General features: G+C 64.0%; 19 protein-coding genes. 11 read left to right on the top strand and 8 right to left on the bottom strand.

The window, feature by feature from the left end; translation table 11 throughout:
• Positions 1-3: 3 nt before the first annotated feature.
• The 5 genes from EHV23_RS02590 to EHV23_RS02610 form a co-directional block, all read right to left on the bottom strand.
• Positions 4-552: a hypothetical protein gene (locus EHV23_RS02590; protein ID WP_125094581.1), complete on the bottom strand. Its 549-nt coding sequence runs from the start codon at positions 550-552 to the stop codon at positions 4-6.
• 16 nt (positions 553-568) lie between these two features.
• Entirely contained in the window at positions 569-988 is a 420-nt protein-coding gene (gene fliS, locus EHV23_RS02595) for a flagellar export chaperone FliS (protein ID WP_125094582.1), read from the bottom strand.
• A gap of 345 nt (positions 989-1333) precedes the next feature.
• Positions 1334-2863, bottom strand: a complete 1530-nt coding sequence (gene fliD, locus EHV23_RS02600; protein WP_158615802.1) for a flagellar filament capping protein FliD — start codon at positions 2861-2863, stop codon at positions 1334-1336.
• Between the two features lie 413 nt (positions 2864-3276).
• A complete protein-coding gene (locus tag EHV23_RS02605) occupies positions 3277-4137 on the bottom strand; it encodes a flagellin N-terminal helical domain-containing protein (protein ID WP_125094584.1) in 861 nt (286 codons plus the stop codon).
• A gap of 469 nt (positions 4138-4606) precedes the next feature.
• On the bottom strand, positions 4607-5608 hold the full coding sequence (locus tag EHV23_RS02610) for an RpnC/YadD family protein (RefSeq protein ID WP_125094585.1): 1002 nt from the start codon (positions 5606-5608) through the stop codon (positions 4607-4609).
• A gap of 730 nt (positions 5609-6338) precedes the next feature.
• On the opposite strand from EHV23_RS02610, the gene flhD reads away from it, so the two are divergent.
• The 4 genes from flhD to EHV23_RS02630 all read left to right on the top strand — a co-directional run bounded on the left by flhD (position 6339) and on the right by EHV23_RS02630 (position 9216).
• Complete coding sequence (flhD, locus tag EHV23_RS02615; protein ID WP_125094586.1) at positions 6339-6689, top strand: flagellar transcriptional regulator FlhD; 351 nt, start codon at positions 6339-6341, stop codon at positions 6687-6689.
• A complete protein-coding gene (gene flhC, locus EHV23_RS02620; protein ID WP_125094587.1) occupies positions 6676-7206 on the top strand; it encodes a flagellar transcriptional regulator FlhC in 531 nt (176 codons plus the stop codon). The genes flhD and flhC overlap by 14 nt, the downstream gene beginning before the upstream one ends.
• Before the next feature lie 314 nt (positions 7207-7520).
• The gene (locus EHV23_RS02625; protein ID WP_125094588.1) at positions 7521-7733 is read left to right on the top strand and encodes a hypothetical protein; all 213 of its coding nucleotides are present in this window, start codon (positions 7521-7523) and stop codon (positions 7731-7733) included.
• Positions 7734-7809: 76 nt separating this feature from the next.
• Positions 7810-9216: an IS4 family transposase gene (locus tag EHV23_RS02630; protein ID WP_125094589.1), complete on the top strand. Its 1407-nt coding sequence runs from the start codon at positions 7810-7812 to the stop codon at positions 9214-9216.
• A gap of 222 nt (positions 9217-9438) precedes the next feature.
• On the opposite strand, the gene EHV23_RS02635 is transcribed toward EHV23_RS02630, so the two are convergent.
• On the bottom strand, positions 9439-10464 hold the full coding sequence (locus EHV23_RS02635) for an ATP-binding protein (RefSeq protein WP_125095474.1): 1026 nt from the start codon (positions 10462-10464) through the stop codon (positions 9439-9441).
• A 336-nt stretch (positions 10465-10800) separates the two neighbouring features.
• On the opposite strand from EHV23_RS02635, the gene motA reads away from it, so the two are divergent.
• From motA to EHV23_RS02670, 7 genes are all read left to right on the top strand, one after another.
• A complete protein-coding gene (gene motA, locus EHV23_RS02640) occupies positions 10801-11658 on the top strand; it encodes a flagellar motor stator protein MotA (protein WP_125094590.1) in 858 nt (285 codons plus the stop codon).
• A gap of 3 nt (positions 11659-11661) precedes the next feature.
• Positions 11662-12618 (top strand): flagellar motor protein MotB, encoded by a 957-nt coding sequence (gene motB, locus EHV23_RS02645; protein WP_125094591.1) that lies wholly within the window; start codon positions 11662-11664, stop codon positions 12616-12618.
• A gap of 152 nt (positions 12619-12770) precedes the next feature.
• The gene (locus EHV23_RS02650) at positions 12771-13928 is read left to right on the top strand and encodes an EscU/YscU/HrcU family type III secretion system export apparatus switch protein (RefSeq protein ID WP_125094592.1); all 1158 of its coding nucleotides are present in this window, start codon (positions 12771-12773) and stop codon (positions 13926-13928) included.
• Entirely contained in the window at positions 13925-16066 is a 2142-nt protein-coding gene (gene flhA, locus EHV23_RS02655) for a flagellar biosynthesis protein FlhA (RefSeq protein WP_125094593.1), read from the top strand. Before EHV23_RS02650 ends, flhA begins: the two co-directional genes overlap by 4 nt.
• Complete coding sequence (locus EHV23_RS02660) at positions 16063-18702, top strand: hypothetical protein (RefSeq protein ID WP_125094594.1); 2640 nt, start codon at positions 16063-16065, stop codon at positions 18700-18702. The genes flhA and EHV23_RS02660 overlap by 4 nt, the downstream gene beginning before the upstream one ends.
• Entirely contained in the window at positions 18695-19384 is a 690-nt protein-coding gene (locus EHV23_RS02665) for a P-loop NTPase family protein (protein WP_125094595.1), read from the top strand. The genes EHV23_RS02660 and EHV23_RS02665 overlap by 8 nt, the downstream gene beginning before the upstream one ends.
• A 17-nt stretch (positions 19385-19401) precedes the next feature.
• Complete coding sequence (locus EHV23_RS02670) at positions 19402-20118, top strand: RNA polymerase sigma factor FliA (protein ID WP_125094596.1); 717 nt, start codon at positions 19402-19404, stop codon at positions 20116-20118.
• 930 nt (positions 20119-21048) lie between these two features.
• Here the strand turns inward: EHV23_RS02670 and EHV23_RS02675 are convergent.
• On the bottom strand, positions 21049-21366 hold the full coding sequence (locus tag EHV23_RS02675; protein ID WP_125094597.1) for a hypothetical protein: 318 nt from the start codon (positions 21364-21366) through the stop codon (positions 21049-21051).
• Positions 21363-21830, bottom strand: coding sequence for a flagellar biosynthesis anti-sigma factor FlgM (gene flgM, locus EHV23_RS02680; protein WP_158615803.1), 468 nt, complete (start codon positions 21828-21830; stop codon positions 21363-21365). Before flgM ends, EHV23_RS02675 begins: the two co-directional genes overlap by 4 nt.
• Between the last annotated feature and the right edge of the window lies 1 nt (position 21831).

Raw genomic sequence — 21831 nt, forward strand, 5'->3', positions numbered from 1 at the left:
CGGTCAGGCACGCTGCAGGGGGAGGTCGGCCTGCGCGGAACGGTCCATCGGCCGGGTGGCCAGCATCGGCTGCACGCGCTGCCAGGCGGGTGAGGCAGCACGCTGGCGGATCAGCTCGTCCACACGCAGGATTTCACGAATCATTTTCACCCGCTGCCCCTCCAGCAGGGCACAGGCATCCGGATACACGGTTCGCAGCTCCTGCCAGGCGACTTCCAGGTCCCGGGCCAGTTTCGGCAGCGCCGTGCGCAGCTGCTTCACCGTGTCCCAGTCGCCGCACCGTGCCGCAGCCAGCATGTGTTCGGCCAGCAGCAGTGCCTCGTCATACTGGGGTGGCAGCAGCAGCCCGTCTGCGCCGTCATCCGCATCCGTCACGCCACGACCCGCTGCCACGGCCGCCTGGGCTGCACGGGCGATCAGTGCCTGCACATCACGATGGGCTGCATCGCTCGCTGCAGAAGGGTGTGGCGTCCTGTCTGCAGGGTCTGCCGGAGCAGAAAATCCCGTTCGAACGCCGCGCATCACATCATCGGTATAGACATCTGGACTCATGGGGCATCCGCTCCGTTCAGCTGCCGTAGACCTTCGTGTTCACCACCTGCGGGCGAATCTGCTGCCAGGCTTCGCGCAGGTCCTTCAGCAGGCGGATCACTTCCTCGTATTGATCTGCATTGCTGTGCAGGTTGGCCTGCAGCAGGGTGCGCGTCATGTAGTCGTACAGCATGGCCAGGTTGGCCGAGATTTCGCCCACCTCCGGATCCAGCGAAGCCTTCAGCCCCTCCTCGATGATGCGGATGGCACGGGAGGTGGATTCCCCCCGGGCTGCATGATTGCCGTTTCTCAGTGCCATCGTGGCCTTCATCACGGCCGTCACGGCACCGTCGAACAGCATCTCGACCAGCCGGTGCGGATCGGTCATGTGAACCGAGCTTTCGAGGTCCACGGTGTGATAGGCGGCAGCCGAAGCCTGGTGCATGCGTGCAAACATGGGGGAAATACCTGAAAAAGTCGAATCGGTGGGGCGGGATGCGAGACAGTCATGCTGCCATTCGTCGGCGACAGGCGGTCGTCACATCCGGCTGTATCTCCCCCTCTTTATCGACGGATCGGGGGGTGACTTTAGGTGTGTGACCAAAGTGACGGGCTTTGGTGCCGCTATTCCCCGCGGGGAAAACCACGCTTTTCTGCACGTCGGCCAGAAAGAACACCCCGCAACGGGCGGGCCTGCCCTGTGCCAGCCTCCCCGGGGAGGTGGTGCAGATGCGGGCCGGCAACGTTGTGGGGCGCCGGAGGAGGCAGGCGGGCCTGCCGTCTGCGGATGCCGGGCGGCGGATCAGCGCAGCAGCGAGGCGATCGACGAGAACGAGCTGGTGATCTTGCTGATGTTGGTATCCAGCCGCGAGTACTGCTGGGTCAGGCGCTCCTCGGTACGGGCCAGCTGCTGGTTCAGCTGTTCGATGCGGGTGTTGCTGGCATCCAGGCTGCGCTGCAGGGCCTTTGTGGTACCACTCAGGCTGCTGCTGTCATCCAGCACTTCCTTCAGGCGCTCGCTCAGCTGGCGGGCCACCCCACCCAGCCCGCTGCTGCTGCCCGAGAGCAGGGCGGCCGTGGCCGGGCTCATGCCGGCCGTGGCCGCCGCAGCCGGACTGGAGGTCGGCGCCTGGGCGCCCGGACTCGAGGTCGTGGTGTTGCTGCCGGGCAGCGGGGCCGTGGCCCGTGCGCCCACACCCGGCAACTGGCCGGCAAACAGCGTGCGCAGCCTGTCCGGGTTGTTCAGCAGGTCGTTGAGTTTTGCGTCCTTGATGCTGAGCGCCCCGTTGCGGTCCAGCTCGAAACCGGCCGATGACAGCCCATCCTGCCCCGGCTGGGCGCGCACCAGGCTGCGGATCTGCGACTGGATGCGGAGGATCGTGGCATTGCCCTGCAGCGTACCGGCCGTTTTCGTGGACGGGTCGTATTTCGTCTGGTCGGCAATCAGGCTGTTGACCTTGTTGTACGCCTTCACGAAAGCGTCCACATCCTCCTTCAGGCTGTCCTTGTTGGACTCGACGGACACGGTAACCGGATCCTTGTCCACCTTCTTCAGGTTCAGCGTCACGCCCTCGATCATGTCGGTGACCTTGTTCGAGGCGGACGTGGCATCCAGACCGTTGATCTGGAGTTTTGCATCACGGGCCACCTGCGTGCGCAGGCTGCCATTGGCACCCGTGGCTGCGGTGGCAGAAATGTCGAATGCGTCCAGACCGTTGCCCGTGGCGGTGATCTGGAAGGCATTTTTCGCGCCCGTGGCCGAACCCGTGAGCTGCAGGCGTACACCATTGCCGTCCGTGATCAGGCTGGCGCTGATGCCTGCATTGCTGCGGTTGATCGCGTCGCGAATGTCCTTGACCGTGGCATTTTCCGGGATGGTGATGTCCAGCGCCTTGCGCTCGCCATCGGCCGTGAAGCCGTTGCCGTTTTCATCTACACTGCCCAGCTGCACCGACAGCTTGCCGCCACCCACCACGGTATCGGCCGAGGCGAAGCTGCGCGTGGCCACCGCCTGACTCTGGGCCAGCTGCTTGACCAGAACCGAATGGTTGCCCATCGCGCCGCCCTTCGTGGCGCCGCCCGTGACCTGGATCTGGTCCTCGTTGCTGCTGGTGGCCGTGGTGGCCTGCCAGGTTTCCTGCCTGACCAGCTTGTCGGCTGCCGTCTGCAGCGCCGACAGGGCGGATTTGACCGTGCCCCAGGCCGACAGCTTGGTATTGATGCCCGCCTGCTGCTTCTGCAGCTTCGTGACGGGTTCGCGCTCCACCGACATCAGCTGTGACACGATGCTGTTGACGTCCAGCGAACCACCCATTGCCGTGATCTTTGCCATATCAACCTCGATGATTCCGGAAGTCCGCCGCGGCTTCGGGACCGTGCGCATCCGCAGGACGGATGTTGTACGGTGCCGGGCCGGCAGTCAGACCTCCTGACGGTTTTCGATGGTCATCATATCGGCGCGTCCCCTGACCTCATAAGGGCCACGCCGACCAGTGGGGCAGTTGCCATGCCTGCCGGCAGGGGGATGGGCCGATAAGCCGGGGAAAGGCCCATCAAAAGCGGGTGGGTGGAATCTGCTTCTGTGCTCCTGTGCAGATCCGGTAGATGCGCTCAAACAAAAAGGCCGCAACCCGAAGGGAGCGGCCGGTGGTTTTGCTGTGCACAGAGCGTGTCGTGAACTCATTCGTCCCCGCTCCGGGCCCCCGGAGGGGCAGGGTACCGGTGTGTTACCGGCGCCCGTGCCGATCAGCGCAGCAGGGAGAGCACGTTGTTGGGCAGGGAGTTGGCCTGCGAGAGCATGGCGGTGCCGGCCTGCTGCAGGACCTGCGAGCGGGTCAGGCTGGCCGTTTCGGAGGCGAAATCGGCGTCCATGATGCGGCTGCGGGCAGCGGTCTGGTTCTCGGCGCTGACCTGCAGGTTCTCGATGACGGCCTGGAAGCGGTTCTGGATGGCTCCGAACTCGGCACGCTTGGAGTTGATCTCGCCCAGCATGATGTCCAGTTTGCCCAGCGCATCGGTGGCAAAGGTGAAGGAGGAGATGCCGGGAGCAGAGGCTGCGGCACCGCCTACACCCATGGAGCCCAGAGCACCGGTCAGTTTCTGCTCTCCCGTCATGGTTGCGGTGGTGATGGTGATCTGGTCGGTCGTGGCGTTGTTGGCGCCGACCTGGAAGGTCAGGGCAGATCCCGCAGCGAACAGTTTGGTGCCGTTGAAGGAGGTGCCAGCAAGGTTGCGTTTGATCTCTTCAGCCAGGGCCTGGTATTCCTGGTTCAGGGCCTTGCGGTCTTCATCATTGTTGGTGGCATTGGCAGACTGGACAGCCAGTTCACGCATGCGCTGGCCCATGTCGTTGATCTTGGACAGGGCACCCTCGGCGGTTTGCGACAGGGAGATGGCGTCGTTGGCGTTGCGGATGGCGACGTTCATGCCGCGGACCTGGGTGTTCATGCGCTCGGCAATGGCCAGACCGGCGGCGTCGTCCTTGGCGCTGTTGACGCGCAGGCCGGTGGACAGGCGCTGGACCGAGGTGGCCAGGGCGGATTGCGTGGCGCTCAGGTTGCGCTGGGCGTTGAGCGACATGATGTTGGTGTTGATGATCTGTGCCATGTTCTTGCTCCGGTAGGGAAGAGATGCGTTTGTGAGCCTGGGTTGATCCGGTTGCCCGGGTTGTGAGTCCTGTTCCCGCGTATTCGGTCTGGACAGCGGGAGACGCTCCCGATGACCAGAATATCGGCGGGTTGGGTGTGGGCTTGATGCAACAGGCAGCCGTTGGGTGGCGGGCAGGCCACCGGCCATCGGTCATGGCGCAGAAAAGGGGGAATTTGCTGCTGCTGATGCGGGTGTTGGCGTGCCAGCTCAGGGAGCCAGGGAGATGGGCTTATGGCGTGCTGGGGCAGGGGGAAGGTTCGGGCGGGACTTGCGCCAGGCAGGTGTGCCCCCGTGCCGGGTGCACACAGCAAACGGCGCATCTCAGGATGCGCCGTTTTGGGGTGATGTTGCAGCGAATGGTTCTCAGTGGCAGGCGGTTGTCGTCTTGTCTTGTTCCCGCCTTGCCCTGATCAGACATGGGGCGTGCTCACTGCAGCCGGAACACCTCGTCCAGCGTCTGGGCTGACAGGATCCGGCGTGACCAGTGCTTCAGCTCGTCCAGACTGGCCGAGGCCAGGCGCTGGGTAACGGCTTCGTCCAGCGGGCCGAAGCGTTCGGCCAGCTGCTCGGCCAGCGTTTCCTGGCGGCCGCTGAGTTTGCCTGCCTGTTCACCCAGCAGGATGCCCTCCTGCCGCCCTTTCTGCCAACCTTTCTCGATCCAGCTTTCTGCCAGTTGGTTCATGTGTCGTTTCTCCTGTGGGTACAGCCGAGCGTACAGTTGCTGCTCTGTGGTGTCGAGTTTCAGATAGGTGTGGATGATGCCCAGGTACTTCACCAGCTGGTCGGGGTCCGGCTCCAGTTCCAGCAGCCCCTGCCAGGCCTGACCGTACACCCGAACCCGGTCTTCCGGGGTACTGGGGTAGTCCATCAGGGCCGTCAGGATGCGCACGGCAATGTTGGGGCTGTGGGTGTAGTCCGCTGCCCGCAGGGCGGGCAGATGGCAGCGCAGGAAGCCGAACTGCAGGGTGGTTACATGGTCTCCGCCGAGGGTGAGACTCTCTTCCATTGTGCCACGCTTGACGGAGATGACAATCTGTACGATGCGCCGGGTCTGTTCCCGCCGCATCATCCGTACCGTGTAGCCCAGCAGCCGCTCCGGGTTGAAGCGGGAGGGTACGGTCTCTTCTTCCAGCAGGATGATCAGATCCTCCCGGGAGCCGTCCCGCCAGCGTACCCGGATCGGCATGTCGAGGATCAGCTTGCCCTCGGTCATGTCCGTTTCGGGTGGTTCCTGGCCGAGGAAGGTGATCTCGATGTCGTCGTCCAGCCCGATGTGCTCGTCGGCTGCAAAGAAGGCCAGCGCCGCCTGCGGATAGTCCTGCACGAGATTCTTGAAGATCCAGTCGTGGTTGATGGGGGGAGGTGGTGCTCCCGGGCCCGGGGACGTGCCCGGATCCATGGGGATGTTGGAGTCTTTACTGGCGTTCATGATGGAAGCCTGCAGGGTGTTCAAGAAAAACAGCCTGGGCATTTCATCAGGATGGCAAGGGGCAGGCAGCGCAGGGATGCCCTTTCGTACCATCTGACCTAGGCCAGATGGCCAACAGGGGATGGCCCGTTGAGCCGCGTCTGGCAGGTGCGCCTCATGCCCTGGCCGGGGACAGGCTGTCTGTTCTGCGAACCCGACATGGCAGGAGGTCGTGACTGGTATCCGTGACGGTGAGGCGGGAAGGTACGTGCTGTGTTCTGGCCGTGAGTTAACCCCTGCTTTTCCGGGCATCACAGTCCAGCGCCTGGGGCCAGAATGCGCATCAGGCGCCGCCAGAAGGGACTGAGGCCATCCTCCCATGCAGCGGTGCAGCTGCCGGTTGCGTGTTCCCCATGGGTACTGTCACCCATCCACAACGCCTGTTGCACGGCCGCCAACGCCCCGATGCATCGGCGACCTGCGCCATTCGTGCCCACCGATCCGCCGGTCATCATGCCCTGTCGCGGGCTTGCATCATCTGCCCGGCACCAGCGGACAGCCGCGTCCGACGGGTGCCCTTGGTCACTTTCCGTGCCTGCCGCCTGCCTGTCCCAGGTATCCGCCTGCCGTTCGGCCACCGGTCGGCCTGCCGTGGGCGCCAGCCGGCTGTGCGTTCATAGTCTGCCCTGTGCCGCACGCAACGCTGCGTGCCGGCTCCATCTGGAAAGCCGAACTTCAGGAAAGGGCAGGTATGAACGAAGAACGAATTCTTGCAGAGATCAGAGAGGCGAATCTGTCGTATCTGATTCTGGCGCAATCGCTGATCCGCACGGACCGCGTGCAGGCGCTGTATCGCCTGGGGCTGTCGGAAGAGGTCGCCGATCTGCTCGACCAGCTCTCGCCGGCCCAGATGATGCGCATGGCGCAGGGCAACATGCTGCTGTGCCGCTTCCGCTTCGACGATGCCCTGCTGTGGCAGCTGCTGGTCGACCATGGTGAAGCCACCGGGACGGAAGAGGGCAGCGAGCGCAGTGCTTCCCGCCTGCATGCCGCCATTCTGCGTTCGGGCCGTTTTGAGGAGACGCTCGATGAGCGCGCGTAGTCTGCTTGAAGACAACCGGCAGATCGTCAAGGCGATCCGCATGATCGAACTGGGCGCCCGTCTGCAGATGCTGCAGTCGGAAACCGATCTGCCCTATGAGCGTCTGCTGAAACTGTACAAGGAGGTGGCCGGCAAGTCGCCCTCCAAGGGCCAGCTGCCATTCTCGACCGACTGGTTCATGACCTGGCAGCCGAACATTCATGCCTCGCTGTTCTACAACATTCACACATACCTGATGAAGTCGGCGCCCATCGATGATTCGGACGCCATCATCAAGGCGTATGAGCTGTACACCGCCGAGGTGAAGAGTTACGGTGTCGAACCGATGCTGAGTCTGACGCGTGCCTGGCGTCTGGTGCGCTTCATCGATACCGGGCTGGTGACCGCCATGCAGTGCCGTCGCTGCAAGGGGCAGTTCATCAACCATCCCTATGAGCTGGAAGACCGCTTCGTATGCGGATTGTGCGAACCGCCGGCCCGTGCGGGCAAGGCACGCAAGGCGGGCGCGATCCACTGAGCGGAAGGAGAGGCTGACTCCTCCCGCCTCACATGCATACGAGGCTTTTGAGGCATTCACGGTTTCCCGGCTGGGAGGTTCGTGAGTGCCTTTTTTTCAGGAGGTGGGGGACGAACTTTCAGGGCTTCTCCTTGAGGGAGAGTCCATGGCAGCGTGATTCCATGAACGCTCTACTGGATCAACCCAACCTTCCGGGCCATGGTGTCGTTCAGTACGATGACGGGATACCCCGTGATGCCCCATGTCCTGACAAGAGGGCGCATGACCCGTGAGAGTTCGTCTTTCAGGGGAGGCAACCACTCAGCCTTGTGCCCATGGATGACCAGTACAAAACGTACGGTATGCCGGAGAAACTCCGGAGACCTGAAATCGGCTGGAAGTTCTTTCTGGGCATGTGGGTGACGCTGCAGATGGGCCGCCATGCCGAGCAGGAAGGCATTGGTGAGCTTGGCCCTGATTTCTTCAATGAAACCGTCAAATCCGGGCTGGGTCTCTGGCCTTGTGATTCCCCACAACTTTCTCAATGAAATCAACATGACAAGAGAGAATCGCCCATAATTCAGAGGAAGAGAACGAGGCAAAGCCGAACCGGAGGACGCTGCAATGGGCAAGGCAGATCGGACAGAGGTTGAAGTGCAGGATCTGGGTACCCAGTGGGTTGACGAAGAGATCAGTGGCGCGCAGATGCCGGATGCGCGTCTGAAGGCACGCCTGGGCGAGATCATGCGTCATCTCGGCAAGGACGTGACCAACTCGATTCCGTCCTCGTTCGAGGATTGGGCTGCGACGAAAGCAGCGTACCGGATGCTGTCCAATGATCGGGTGGACGTCCAGGCGATCATTTCGGGGCACCTGCAGGCCACACGGCGTCGCGTGCAACAAAGCGAGGGGCAGATTCTGGTGCTGCACGATACAACCTCGTTCACGTTTGATCGGCTGTATCCAGAGGATGTGGGTTTTTTGGGCAGGCTGGCGGGAGCCGAGGAGGAGACGCGGATCTGCGGGATGCTGATGCACGCGAGTCTGGCCATCACGCAGGATGCGCTGCCCCTGGGGCTGTGTGCGCTGCAGTTCTGGAACCGGCAGGAATTCAGCAAGGATCAGGCAGCAGGCAGGGCCGCGCGCAAGCGTGTCGAGGACAGGGAAAGTCATCGCTGGGTCGAGGGGCTGCAGCAGGCCACGGCGTTGCTGCAGGCGGAGTCCGGGCGATGCGTGCACATCGCGGACCGCGAAAGCGACATCTACGCGCTGTTTTACGCGGCCAGGGAGCTGGGCACACATTTCCTGGTGCGCACCAGCACGGATCGCCCGACAGGTAACGGCCAGCAGACAGTGGAAGAGGAGATGGCCGACGCGCCGGTCAAGGGCCTGCACCGGGTGTTCTTTCGTGATCGTTGGGGCCATGCGCACGAGGCGACCATGACGCTGCGTCATCGGCGTCTGCGGATACGGCCGCCGCAGAAGCACAAGGAGTTGCCCGAGCTGACGCTGACGGTACTGCACGCCACGGAGCGAGGCGCGCCGCTCAATCGCAAGCCCCTGAGCTGGAAGCTGATCACGGATCTGCCGGTTCAGTCGCGCGAGCAGGCCATCGAGAAGCTGGACTGGTATGCGATGCGCTGGAACATCGAGACGTTCTTCAAGGTGATGAAATCGGGCTGCAAGGCCGAGGACGCGCAGCTTCGCACCGCAGAACGGTTGAGCAACCTGATGGCGGTGTACTGCATTCTGTCATGGCGGCTGATGTGGATGACGATGCTCAATCGCCTTGAACCCGAGGCCGACCCGAGGGTGGTGTTCACGGAGCAGGAGATCCGGGCTCTGAAGGCGCTGGTGACGGTACGCTGGAAGAACAAGGTGCCTGAGCCAGAGACGCTGCATGACTGCGTGATCCTGGTGGCGCGCCTTGGCGGCTATCTGGCCAGAAAGAATGACAGGCCACCGGGGAACGAGGTTATCTGGAAGGGGATGCGCCGGCTTGATGACATCGTTCTGGGAATGTCCATGTGATCAAAGATGTGGGGAATCACAAGGTCTCTGGCCGGGGGCTGCTTGACTTTGCTTCCACGACCCACAGGGAGGTTCCGGCTTGCTGTCTGCGCAGGAGCAGGAACTCCGCGATCTGGATGCCATTCTGGATCTGTCTGTAGCAGTGACTTCGTTCGATATGAAAGCACTGCCCAGCCGGGAATGGACCAAATGCCATGCCGGACTCGTGGATGGTGAGCGAACTCATTGCAGTGCCAGCTCCACTTCCTGTTGATAGAGCCGAACGGACTCGTCAATGATCTGGTTGTCCGGCATGCCTTCCATGAGGTCATTCTGGTTCCAGATGGTGTCTCCGGCGTGCTCCTCACCGGACAGCACCGGAATGGACCAGCTGCGTTCCTGTGCAATGAGCAGCAGCTTCTTGACCACGAAATAGGAGTGGCTGGCCAGGAAGAACTGAAGGCCAGCTTCTGCCAGCGCGGCAATGATGTCGAGCAGCCGGGAAATGGCCGAGGGGTGCAGCGCCGACTCTGGCTCATCGATCAGGACGATGGAGTGGTTGTCCAGGTACCTGTTTCCCAGGAGTGTGTCCAGAATGGCAATTTTCTTGATGCCTTCTGCCGTGACGCCAATGGGAAACCGGTTGCGGCCCTTCACGAAAATCCAGCGTCCCGATCCTTCGTCGTATTCAATCGAGCCGCCCAGTATCTTTTCCAGATCCTTTCTTGATTTTGAGAATGCCCGATAGTCATTGCCACGGGTGGGGGTAATGCGCAGTGCCCTGGCAAGGTCGAAGTAGGTGTCATCGAAACCAAAGGCGCGGTCCTGCTCCCGCGACTTCAGGATGATCTGGTGCAACGACAGAACTTCCTTGGCAGGCAGGAATACGGAATTGCTGCTGCGTGGCGCAACGTGATTTTCCAGCGAAGAAATCTGGCGCGTGGTTTCCCTGCCGAAGCCATAGACGAAGTCATGGCCATCGATGCTGACGTGGCTTTTCAGGGGGGCGGCTGAGCCCCGGGTGACCAGATCCCCGATCCTTTCCGCCTGGAATGTCCAGTACAGCCTGTCGGCAAGAATCTCCGGCGCCGTGCGCTGCTCGTTGCCCCGCCGGTACTCCTCCAGCGTCCGAAGGCTTGCATAAATGGCCTTCAGCAGAAAGGTCTTGCCGCTCCCATTGCTGCCGATGACCAGATTGATTCTGCCAAGCCCATCCCACTGGATGGATGACAGGGGGCCAAAGTTGGATAACCGCAGACTGGTGATCATGACGTCGTTCCGGGGATGTGGGCCGAAGGCTGGGTAACCCGACCAGCCGCCCATTCTACCGATACTGTCCATCAGGTGCCATGGCTCACAGATCAGGGGCTGGCTCAGGGATAAATCCTTTCGCCGGTATGGCCGGAGTCGTGGTGTACGAGCTTGAGAAGCGGTACGGGGAAGGGCATCCCTCACGCTCCCCATGCCTCAAGGCGCCACAAACCGTCCGTCTGGCCGCTCCCCCTGCCACCCGCGGCTGCCTGCCTCAAGAATGCCCGCCATCGTCCGAAAAGAGGGAGAGCGCCCGGCCCCGGCCCGGCGTGAACCAGTCAAGGGAAACACAGCATGTTTGTCATCATCGGATACATCGTAGTGGTGGGCTCCGTCATTGGCGGCTACGCCATGGCAGGCGGACACATCGGCGCCCTGTTCCAGCCCCTGGAACTGCTGATGATCGGTGGCGCCGCCTTCGGCGCGTTCATCGTGGCCAACCCCGGCAAGGACCTGAAGGCTGCCATGGGGGCCATCCCCGCCGCCTTCAAGGGCTCCAAATACACCAAGGAGCGCTACCTGTCGGTCATGGCCATGCTCTACGACATCCTCACCAAGGCCCGGAAAGAGGGCCTGATGGCCATCGAGAACGATGTCGAACAGCCCGAGAGCAGCCCGCTGTTCACCCGTTACCCCGAACTGCTGGCCGACCACCATCTCATCGAGTTCGTCACCGATTATCTGCGGATGATGATTTCCGGCAACCTCAATGCCCTGGAAATCGAGAACCTGATGGACAACGAAATGGAAACCCACCACCATGAGGCCATGGTGCCCTCGCACTCCATCCAGAAAATGGCCGACGGCCTGCCGGCCTTCGGGATCGTGGCGGCCGTGATGGGCGTGGTGCACACCATGGGCTCGGTGGGCCAGCCTCCGGCCATTCTGGGCGAGATGATTGCGCACGCGCTGGTGGGGACCTTCCTGGGCATTCTGCTGTCGTATGGCTTCATCGGTCCGCTGGCCGACATTCTGGCGCAGAAAACCAACGAGGCCGGCAAGGAACTGCAGTGCGTGAAGGTGGTGCTGCTGGCCAGCATGCAGGGTTATGCACCGGCCATCTGCGTGGAGTTCGGCCGCAAGGTGCTGTATTCCACCGAGCGCCCCAACTTTGCCGAGCTGGAAGGTCACGTCAAGCAGAAGAGGGCATGAGCCATGTCGGGCCCCGCCGGAAAGAAAGTACAGCCGATCGTCATCAAGCGGATCAAGAAGGGCGGCCATGGACACCATGGCGGCGCCTGGAAAATTGCCTACGCCGACTTCGTGACGGCCATGATGGCCTTCTTCCTGCTGATGTGGCTGCTCAGCTCGGCCAGTGAAAATACCCTGAAGGGCATTTCCGAATACTTCCAGCAGCCGCTGAAGCTGTCGCTGATCGGCGGCGCCGGCGTGGGGGACGCCACGGCGCCGGTGCCCGGCGGCGGTACCGACCTGACCCGCAAGGATGGCCAGGTCAACAAGGGCATCACGAAAGGCAAGGACAAAAAGAAGGATGTGAAGCTGCAGAAGCTCAAGGAGCGGCTGGAGGCATCCATCATGAAGGTGCCGGCCCTGGAGGCCCTGCGGGACCAGATCCGGCTGGAAATGACGGTGGACGGCCTGTCCATCCAGATCGTCGATGCGAACAGGAAGCCGCTCTTTGCTTCGGGCAAGAGCACGGTGCTGTCGCCGCAGATGCGTGAGCTGATGCGCACCATCGGCAAGCTGCTCAACGACGTGGAAAACCCCATCAGCCTGAGCGGCCATACCGATGCCACGCCGTATTCGGGTGGAGCCACCGGGGGCTACTCCAACTGGGAACTGTCCACCGAGCGGGCCAACTCCTCACGCCGGGAGCTGGTACTGGGGGGCCTTGCGCCGGACAAGGTGCTGCGCGTGCAGGGGCTGGGGCCGGTGGTGCCGCTGGTGAAGGAAAATCCCAACGACCCGATGAACCGCCGCATCGCCATCGTGGTGCTCAATGAAGAAGCCCAGGCCCGCATCCTGTCGGGTACCGAGGTCACCACGTCCGATGTGGAAAGCGCCACGCAGAGCATCCAGAATGCGGCGACGGTAGGGGCTGCGAAGCCGGCCCTGCCGGCCGAACCCGCCCCGGCCGCATCGAAGCCCTGACTTGCGGATGTCCGGGACCACCGGTCGGGGGCGGTGGTCCGTTCGCGGCATCCTGACCGGAAACTCCTGATTTTCCCCGGTTTTATCGAGACACCGGAATATCGGCCTGCTGTCGATAATGCAGCTTCGTTTCATGCAAGCCTGCCTGCCCGATGGCCGAGACCAGCAAGGAAGACCGCCAGTTACCCGCCTCCGAGAAGCGCCTGCAACAGGCGCGCCAGGAGGGTAACGTCCCGCGTTCGCGGGATGCCGCCCATCTGCTGGTGATGGCTGCGGGCATCGGCACGCTGGTGATGATGGGGCCGTCGCTGGCCGCAGGCACGCGTCGGCTGATGGCCAGCACCTTTGCCTTCGACGGGCAGGTACGGGCGCATTTTCTGGATGCCCTGCAGCCGGTGCTGGCCCACTTCGGCGCGCTGGGCTGGCGGGTGCTGGTCATTCTTCTCTCCGTCTGTGCGGCCGCCATTGCGGCCAGCACCATTCCGGGCGGTTTCAACCTCGCCTTCAAGGCGCTGGGCGTCAAACCCTCCCGGCTCAATCCGATGGGGGGCCTCAAGCGCATCTTCTCGCTGCGCAACCTGGTCGAGTTCCTGAAGCTGGCGCTGCTGGCCAGTTTGCTGGGGGCCATCGGCAGCTGGTATGTGAGCGACCGTTTTCCTGCCTTTGCGGCGCTTTCCCACGCGGACCGTCTGGCCGGTGCCACCGGCGAGGCCATGTCGCTGGTGACGGGCGGGCTGGGCCTGCTGTTGATGCTGCTCTTCGGGCTGGCGCTGTTCGACGTGCCGTTCCAGTGGTTCCGCCACCGGGCCGACCTGCGCATGACCCGCGACGAGCTGAAGCGCGAGCACCGCGAGTCGGAAGGGGACCCCCAGCTCAAGGGACAGATCCGTTCGCGACAGCGTGAGGCCGCTCGTCGGCGGATGCTGTCGGCGGTCCCATCGGCCGACATCGTGGTGGTCAACCCGACGCATTATGCGGTGGCAATCCGTTATGACGAGGCAGCCGGGGGGGCGCCGCGCGTGGTGGCCAAGGGGCTGGATGAACTGGCCATGCGCATCCAGGCCCTGGCCCGGGAGTCCGGGGTGCCGGTACTGTCGGCACCGCCCCTGGCCCGTGCCCTGTACGCCCACGTGGAACTCGATCAGGAGATCCCGCAGGCCCTGTATGTGGCCGTGGCCCAGGTGCTCGTCTATGTGTACCAGCTCCGGCGCTGGGTACCGGGCCGCTCGGCGCCGCCGGCCGAGCCCGTGGACCTGCCGGTACCGGCGGAGATGGATCCGAAGTATTCAGGAAAGGGTGAAGACGCATGAGTGCGCCATTGATCGAGAGCAGCCAGGGCATGGGAGGGGGCAGGGCCCGCTTCCGTCTGCCCACCCAGCTGCGCATTGCCGGCCAGGAGGTGCCGCTGCCACCGGTGTCGTCGCTGGCCGTGCCGATGCTGGCGGTGGTGGTGCTGGCCATGATGCTGCTGCCGCTGCCGGCACCGGTGCTCGATTTTCTGTTCACCTTCAATATTGCCTCCTCGCTGCTGGTGCTGCTGGTGGCGGTGTACACGGTGAAGGCGCTGGATTTTGCGGTGTTCCCGACCGTGCTGCTGGTCACCACGCTGATGCGTCTGTCGCTGAGCGTGGCTTCCACGCGTGCCGTGCTGATGTACGGCCATACCGGCACCGATGCGGCCGGCAAGGTGATCGAGGCCTTTGCCAACTTCCTGATCGGCGGCAATTACGCGGTGGGGATCATCGTGTTTGCCATCCTGACCGTCATCAACTTCATGGTGGTGACCAAGGGGGCCGGCCGTATTGCTGAGGTGTCTGCCCGCTTTGCGCTGGATGCCATGCCCGGCAAGCAGATGGCCATCGATGCCGATCTCAACGCCGGCCAGATCGACCAGGCCGAGGCCCGTCGCCGCCGGCAGGAAGTGAGCCGCGAAGCCGATTTCTACGGTTCGATGGACGGTGCGTCCAAGTTCGTGCGGGGCGATGCCATTGCCAGCATCCTGATTCTGGTCATCAACCTGGTGGGCGGCCTGATCATCGGCGTGGTGCAGCACAACCTGCCCGTGGCCACGGCTGCCAACAATTATGTGCTGCTGGCCATCGGGGATGCGCTGGTGGCGCAGGTGCCGTCGCTGGTCATTTCCGTGGCGGCCGGCCTGCTGGTTTCCCGTGTGGGTGATGGCAGTGACGACATCGGCAAACAGATTGCCAGCCAGCTGTTCTCGCTGCCGCGGGCGCTGGGCCTGGTGGCGCTGATCGTGGGCGTGCTGGGGCTGATTCCGGGCATGCCGCACATTGCCTTCCTGTCACTGGCGGCCATGCTGGGCTATGTGTCGTTCAGGCTGTCGGTGGCTGCGCGCACCAGACCGGAGACGGCCGAAGAGGTCAAACCTGCTGCGGCGGGCGAGGGTGATGCCACCTGGGAAGACGTGCAGCCGGTGGACATTCTCAGCCTGGAGGTGGGCTACAAGCTGATCCAGCTGGTGGACAAGGACAGTGGTGGTGATCTGCTGATGCGCATCAAGGGCGTACGGCGCAAGTTTGCCCAGGAAATCGGTTTCCTGCCGCCGCCGGTGCATGTGCGGGACCAGCTGGACCTGCGTCCGAACAGCTACCGCATTGGCCTCAAGGGGGTGACGGTGGGCAGCGGCGAGGCCTGGCCGGGCATGTGGCTGGCCATCGACCCGGGGCATGCGGATGTGCGCCTCAATGGCATGGCCACGCGCGATCCGGCCTTTGGCCTGAATGCGTACTGGATTCAGCCCTCCGAAAAGGACATGGCACAGGCTTCGGGCTACACCGTGGTGGATGCCTCCACCGTGGTGGCCACGCACCTGCATCACCTGATGCAGATGTACGCGTGGCGCCTGCTGGGCCGGGGCGAGGTGCAGCAGCTGCTCGACCATCTGTCGCAGTATGCGCCGAAGCTGGTGGAAGAGGTGGTGCCCAAGCTGGTGCCGGTACCGGCATTCCAGCGTGTGCTGCAGAACCTGCTGGAAGAATCGGTGCACATTCGCGACCTGAAATCCATCGTCGAGTCGCTGGCCGAACATGGCGCGAAAATCCAGGATCCGGCCGAACTGACCCGCGAGGTGCGCGTCTCGCTGGCGCCGGCCATCGTGCAGGGCATTTTTGGGCCGGTGCCCGACCTGTCGGTGGTGGCGCTCGATCCGGCGCTGGAATCACTGCTGATGCAGTCGTTCGGTCCCGGTTCCAACGGCGCGCTCGACCCGTCGGTGGCCGATTTTCTGGCAACCGAGGCCGCCCGCATCTGCCAGCAGCAGGAAGCCATGGGACAACCCGCCTGCCTGCTGGTGCCGGACCGCATCCGTCCGCAGGTGGCCGCCATGGTCCGCAAGGCCGCCCCCCGCCTGCGCGTGCTGGCGCATGCAGAAATTCCTGATACCCACACCATCCGTATCGGTCATCTGATCGGGAGCAATCGATGAAAACCATGACCTTCAGTGGCCGCACCATGCGTGAGGCCATCGCCCTGGCCAAAGCCCGCTTCGGTGCCGAAGTGGACATTCTGGACAGTGGCGCCGTGGGCGATGAGGTCCAGGTGACCGTGGTGGTGCCGATGGCCCGCTCGGCGCGCCGCCGGCAGGCGCTTGCCCAGGTGTCGGCCAGCATCAATGCACTGGCGGCCAGGACCGCGGCGCAGGCACCGGCAGCGGCTGGTTCACCTGCCGCTGTTTCGGCCTCTGCCGCCCCTGCTGCTTCGGCTTCCGCTGCTTCCGCTGCTTCTGCGCAGACGGGGACGGCAACGGCAAAGATGGGGAGAGCTTCCGAACCGCGGACAGCCGGGAGGCCGGCTGCAGAATCATGGCCGGATACCGCAGCTTCGGTGGCGGCAGCCCGGAACGATGCGGGCATGGCAGGCATGGGCTCCACCCTCCAGGCCGATGCAGCGAAGAATTCTCCTGCTGAAGCCGACAGGGACACGAAGGCTGCTGTCACCGCGGCAGCAGAGGGCATGGATGCTGCGACACCGCCGGGACGTACCCCGCGGGGTGTGAAGGGGCGTCGCAGGCGTCAGGCCGAAGCCGATGCGGAGACGTCCGCACAAACACCGGAGGAAGCCGCGGCAGTCCTTGCGCCGCTGGTGCCGGCTGCACCCGTGGCAGACTATCTGGCGGCCGCCGCCAACAGCGTCACGCTGGCTGCGGCCAATGACGAAATCGTGGCCGAACCGGTGGGATCGCCGGCACCCGTTGCGGAAAGCGTCCGGGCAGCAGACAGCCAGAACGGCAGTCTGGCCGCTGCGACCAACGATACCTCGGTGCAGCCGCAGGCGGTCGCGCTGCCTGTTGCGACCAGCACCCCCGGACAGGCGTCGCCCCTGCCCGACATTGCGGCCGGCATGCCGCTCAGCACGCTGGATTTCCAGCGCGTGCGCGAGCAGCAGCGGGCGGAAAATGCTTCGTCTGTGACGGCGCCGGCGGCGAGCATCCCCCCGGCTGTGGGCGTACCGGATTTTGCGGCGCTGCTGGAGCAGCAGCGCCAGGGCATTCCCATCGACCTGTCGGCACTGCAGATGCCGGGGCAGGGCGCAGGCGCCACGGTGATGAAGCAGCCTTCCGGTGCCCCGGTGGCTGGTGCACAGGCGCCTGGCGCACAATCCTCCGGCTTGCAGCCTGCCGGTTTTCTGCAGCCTGGCATGGCGCAGCCTGCCGGCACGCAATCGGCTGGTGCGCAACCGGTTGGTACGCAGCCGGCTGGTGCACGACCTGCTGGTACACAATCCGCTGGTGCTGGTGCTGGTGCGACAGCACCGGCCATTCTGCGCGGGTATGCCGATCACGCGGCCGAAGCGGCCGCCCATGCGGCGCGCCAGCCGCGTTCGCGCCTGTGGCAGATGGTCGATTCGGCGCGCCGCATGCTCGGCATGGGCCGTCTGCGTCGCCGCGCGCTGTGGCATGATGTGGACGCTGCGCTGATGTCGCAGGCCGCTGCAGCCCAGGTATCGGGGGCGGCAGCCGTATTGCCGGGCTCGGTGCAGGGCGCATCGGGTGCGCAGGCCGGTCTGGTTCAGCCGGGTACGGCCATGACCGGATTTGGTGAGGCTTCGCCGCTGTCGCTGGCGTCCACGCTGGCAGGCGGGCTGGGCGACTGGCCGTCGATCACGCTGCCGTCCGAACTGTCGGGCACTGGTGAGCTGCCCGCAGGGCAGGCAGGCTGGACGGCTCATGATGGGCCGGGCTGGTTCGAGGCCACCCGTCGTCGCCCGGGGCAGATGCGGTTGCTGCGCAACCTGCTGGGCTGCCAGTTCTCGCCCGCGCTGGCGCGTACCCTGGTGGAACTGCTGCCGGCCGACTATGCCGAGGCACAGGCCGACGAATGGCTGCGCCAGATGCTGATGCGCGCGCTGGCCAGCGTCAACCGCGGGGCGGGGCAGGTGGTGGAGGGTGAGCGAACGCTGTTCGACGAGGGGGGCGTATTTGCCCTGATCGGACCGACCGGCGTGGGCAAGACCACCAGCATTGCAAAAATTGCCGCACATCATGTGCTGCGCCATGGGCCGCGTTCGCTGGCACTGATCACGGCGGATGTGTACCGGATCGGTGCGCAGGAACAGCTGCGCGCCTTTGGCCGGATGCTCGGGGTGCCCGTGCAGGTGGCGCAGGACCGCGACGTGCTGCAACAGCTGCTCAAGGAACATGAGCAGAGCCGGCTGGTACTGATCGACACTGCGGGTATTGGCCAGCGGGATGACCGGGTGTCGCAGCTGACCTCGGCACTGGAAGTGTCGCAGGTGCGCCGTGTGCTGGTGATGAACGCGGCGGCGCAGCCGGGCAGCATCGAGGAGGTGCTGGGCGCCTTCGGTGCGCGTGATACGGCCGGTGTGCTGCTGTCGAAGGTGGATGAAGCCGTGGGGCTGGGTGCCTGTCTGGATGCGCTGGTGCGTCACCGGCTGCCGCTGCTGGGCTATGCCGATGGCCAGCGGGTGCCGGAAGACTATCACGCGGTGGATTTCAGCCGGCTGGTCGGACTGGCGCTGGACCGGAAAACCGTGTCGCGCTTCACCGCCCTGAAAATGACGGACAGCGAAATGCGCAACCTGTTCGAGGACGCCCATGTTTGATGTGGCCGTGGATCAGGCGGCCGGATTGCGGCGGCTGTTCCGGACGGAACATGCACCGCTGATTCCGGCCGGGTGCCTGGTGCCCCAGACCCAGGCACGCCGCGTCGTGGCGGACATGGCGGCAGGCATGGCGCCGGGGGACAGCCAGGTGCAGGTACTGGACCGTCCGGCCCTGCATCGCTGGCTGGCCGAACATCCGTCGGAAGCGCAGGGAGCGCTGCGGCTTCCGGGCGGTGCGGCAGCCGGGGGCGGTCTGCCGGGTTCCACCACGCTGCTGTTCTGGCTGGACGATCCGGTGGAAATGGCGCGCTGGGTGCAGGCGCAGGGCGGGGACCGGCTGCTGCTCATCCTGAGCCACCGGCGCGATGCCATGATGGCCCAGTATGCAGAGATCAAGCACATGGCGGCCACCACCGGCATCCGGCGCTTTGGTGTGCTGTTTGCGGATGTGGAACAGGCGGCGCGGGGGCGCGAGACCTTTCTGAACCTGGCGGGCTGCACGCGCCGTTTTCTGAGTGTGCAGCTCGACATCGTGGTGGGCAGCTGCCGGGACGAGGCCGGGTTGCGGACCTGGTCGGGTCTGTCGCTGGCCGAGCTGGCCCAGTTTCAATGGACTTCCTGGTCGGGCGCGGGCATGCCGGCGCTGGACGGGCGTGATTCTGCAGGTGGGGTGGCGCATTGAATACGGAGAAACAGTCGATGTATACCCCGCGGGGAACGCTCGATCGCGATTCCGTCATCGAACGCTATGGCAAGATGGTGCGGCGGGTGGCGGTACAGATGGCGTCGCGTCTGCCGTCCAGCATCGAGCTGGATGATCTGGTGCAGGCGGGGCTGATTGGCCTGGTGGATGCGGTGTCACGCTTCGACGCCGGCATGGGGGTGCAGTTCGATACCTTTGCGATGCAGCGGGTACGGGGCGCCATGCTGGACGAGCTGCGCAATGCGGACTGGATGCCGCGTTCGGTGCGCAGGAACCAGCGCAGCATCGAGCAGGCGATTCACAGCATCGAGCAGCGTCATGGCCGCCCGGCCTCGGAGCGCGAGATTGCAGACGAGCTGCAGATGTCGCTGGAAGAATATCAGCGTCTGCTTTCGTCGGCGAAGGGATCGCAGCTGGTATATTTTGAGGATGCGGCGGGCGAGGATGACGAGGAAAACCGCTACGAGCAGATGCTGCCGGACGAGGGGCCGACGCCGGAGCGCCGTCTGGAGGATGTGCGTTTCCGGGAAGCGCTGGTGCAGGCAATCGATGGGTTGCCGGAGCGGGAGCGGCTGCTGATGAGTCTCTACTATGTGGAAGAGCTGACGCTGAAGGAGATCGGGGAGGTGCTGGGGGTAACGGAGTCGCGGGTGTCGCAGCTGCATACGCAGGCGGTAGCGCGGTTGCGGACGAAGCTTACGGGGTGGATGTGAGGCTTTGATGCATCGAAGACGTACTTTGGGTGGGCCTCGTTGGATGGAAGGCGGCTTTGTGTGACGGTCTTTGTGCATGAAGGACGGCTTCGAGTGGGGCGGCGCGGGGAGGGGGAGCCTCCTGCGGCTCATACACTCACGCCAACTTTGTTGCCCACGACCTGCGTCGTGGTCAACAAACTTGTCGGGCTGACACTTTCCGACAACCGGGGCTGCGCCCCGCCCGTCAGAAAGTGTTTGCCGCCTACCGTGAAATCGCCGCAGGAGGCTCCCCCTCCCCACGCCGTTTCACAGGTTCGGGGCATTGCGGCTTCGACGGAGGGGGCGGGATGGCCTGATGGTCGTTATCGGACTCAGGGCTCTGCCAGGAGATCCCATTCCCCATATCACTTCACGGGCTCGGGCATTGCGACTTCGGTACGAGGGAATGGAGCGCCTGATCATCAGTTCATAGGCACTGAATATGACACAGGGGCCGGGATGCAATTGCGATCGATGTGGCGCTGTGCTGTCTGGTGGGCACCCGGTGCATGAGTTTTCGTGCATCCTTCAGGGGTACCATTTTCGTGTGACTGCCGGATGCCTCCATTCAGGGACAAGCGACGTGGAGCGGGATGCGAGTGCTGCGACTTCGCGGTAGGCGTGAACGACTTTCTGACAGGCGGGCGAAGCCCGGTTGTCGGAAAGTGTTTTAGCCCTGGAGGTTTGTTGACCACGACGCAGGTCGTGGGCAACAAAACTTCAGTGAGCGTTGAGCAGCAATCGCATACCGGTCCGCGGCGCGTGCAGCAACGAAGACGTTTGGCAACCCAGGCGCACTGCAGCGAAGACGTGCTGATACGAAGACGTGTTCCAGCGATGGGCGCACCCCGGCAAGAAGGATGTGCAAAGGCGCCTTCCGCAAGCAGTACGACGGCAGCAGGAGGGCGCTCAGTGCCGGGTGTAGACCAGGGGCGTGGTCTTAAAGAGGGTTTCGATGGCCCGGCGGTTGGTATCGGACAGGCGCATCATCAGCGCACGGTTGTCCACCAGCAGACGCGCAATGTCGGCTACCTTGTGGGCATCGACCGACTGCCGGGTCAGTGGGGTGGGGCGGCGGCCAACCGGCTGCAGGCGCAGCAGACGCTTCTGCAGTTCCTCATGGATTGCATCGAGACGGTCGACGGCATCGGGTGCCTGGCTGGCCAGGGCGGCCTGCTGCCGTTTGAGCAGATCGAGAATGCCGTCGAGATCGTTTCGTTGCATCATGCCTGGAAGCTGCGGGTGGTGCGGGCGGGGTTGCCGTAGGTATTCTGGGTCTGGGCGGCCTTGCCCTCGGGGAATTCCGGCTTTTCACCGGGTTGGCCCGATTCTGACGCAGCGGCTTCCTTCTCGAAAGGATCTTCCGGATAGCCGGTGAGTGTGCCCAGCAGTTCGGAAGCCTCCTGCAGAAGCCTGTCGGCAATTTTGCGACTCTCGATGTGGTAGCGCTTTTCTTCGATGGCCTGCTTGATGGCCTGGACACGCTCCGCGCGGGCGGGGTCGGTTTCCTGCGTCTGCTCGGGGAGCAGATTCAGGCCGGGGTCCGACAGATGTACCCTGTCGGTTCCGTCAACGGGAGAAATGTCGGGTTCGGCTCCGCCAGGAGCGGATACTGCGCCGGCCGCGGCCGTGTTGACCGGCCGGTTCAGCAGGGACACGGTACTGATGTAAGGTGCCTTTCCGGTGATCATG

It is taken from the genome of Lautropia dentalis, assembly GCF_003892345.1.
Taxonomy (GTDB): Bacteria; Pseudomonadota; Gammaproteobacteria; order Burkholderiales; family Burkholderiaceae_E; genus Lautropia; species Lautropia dentalis.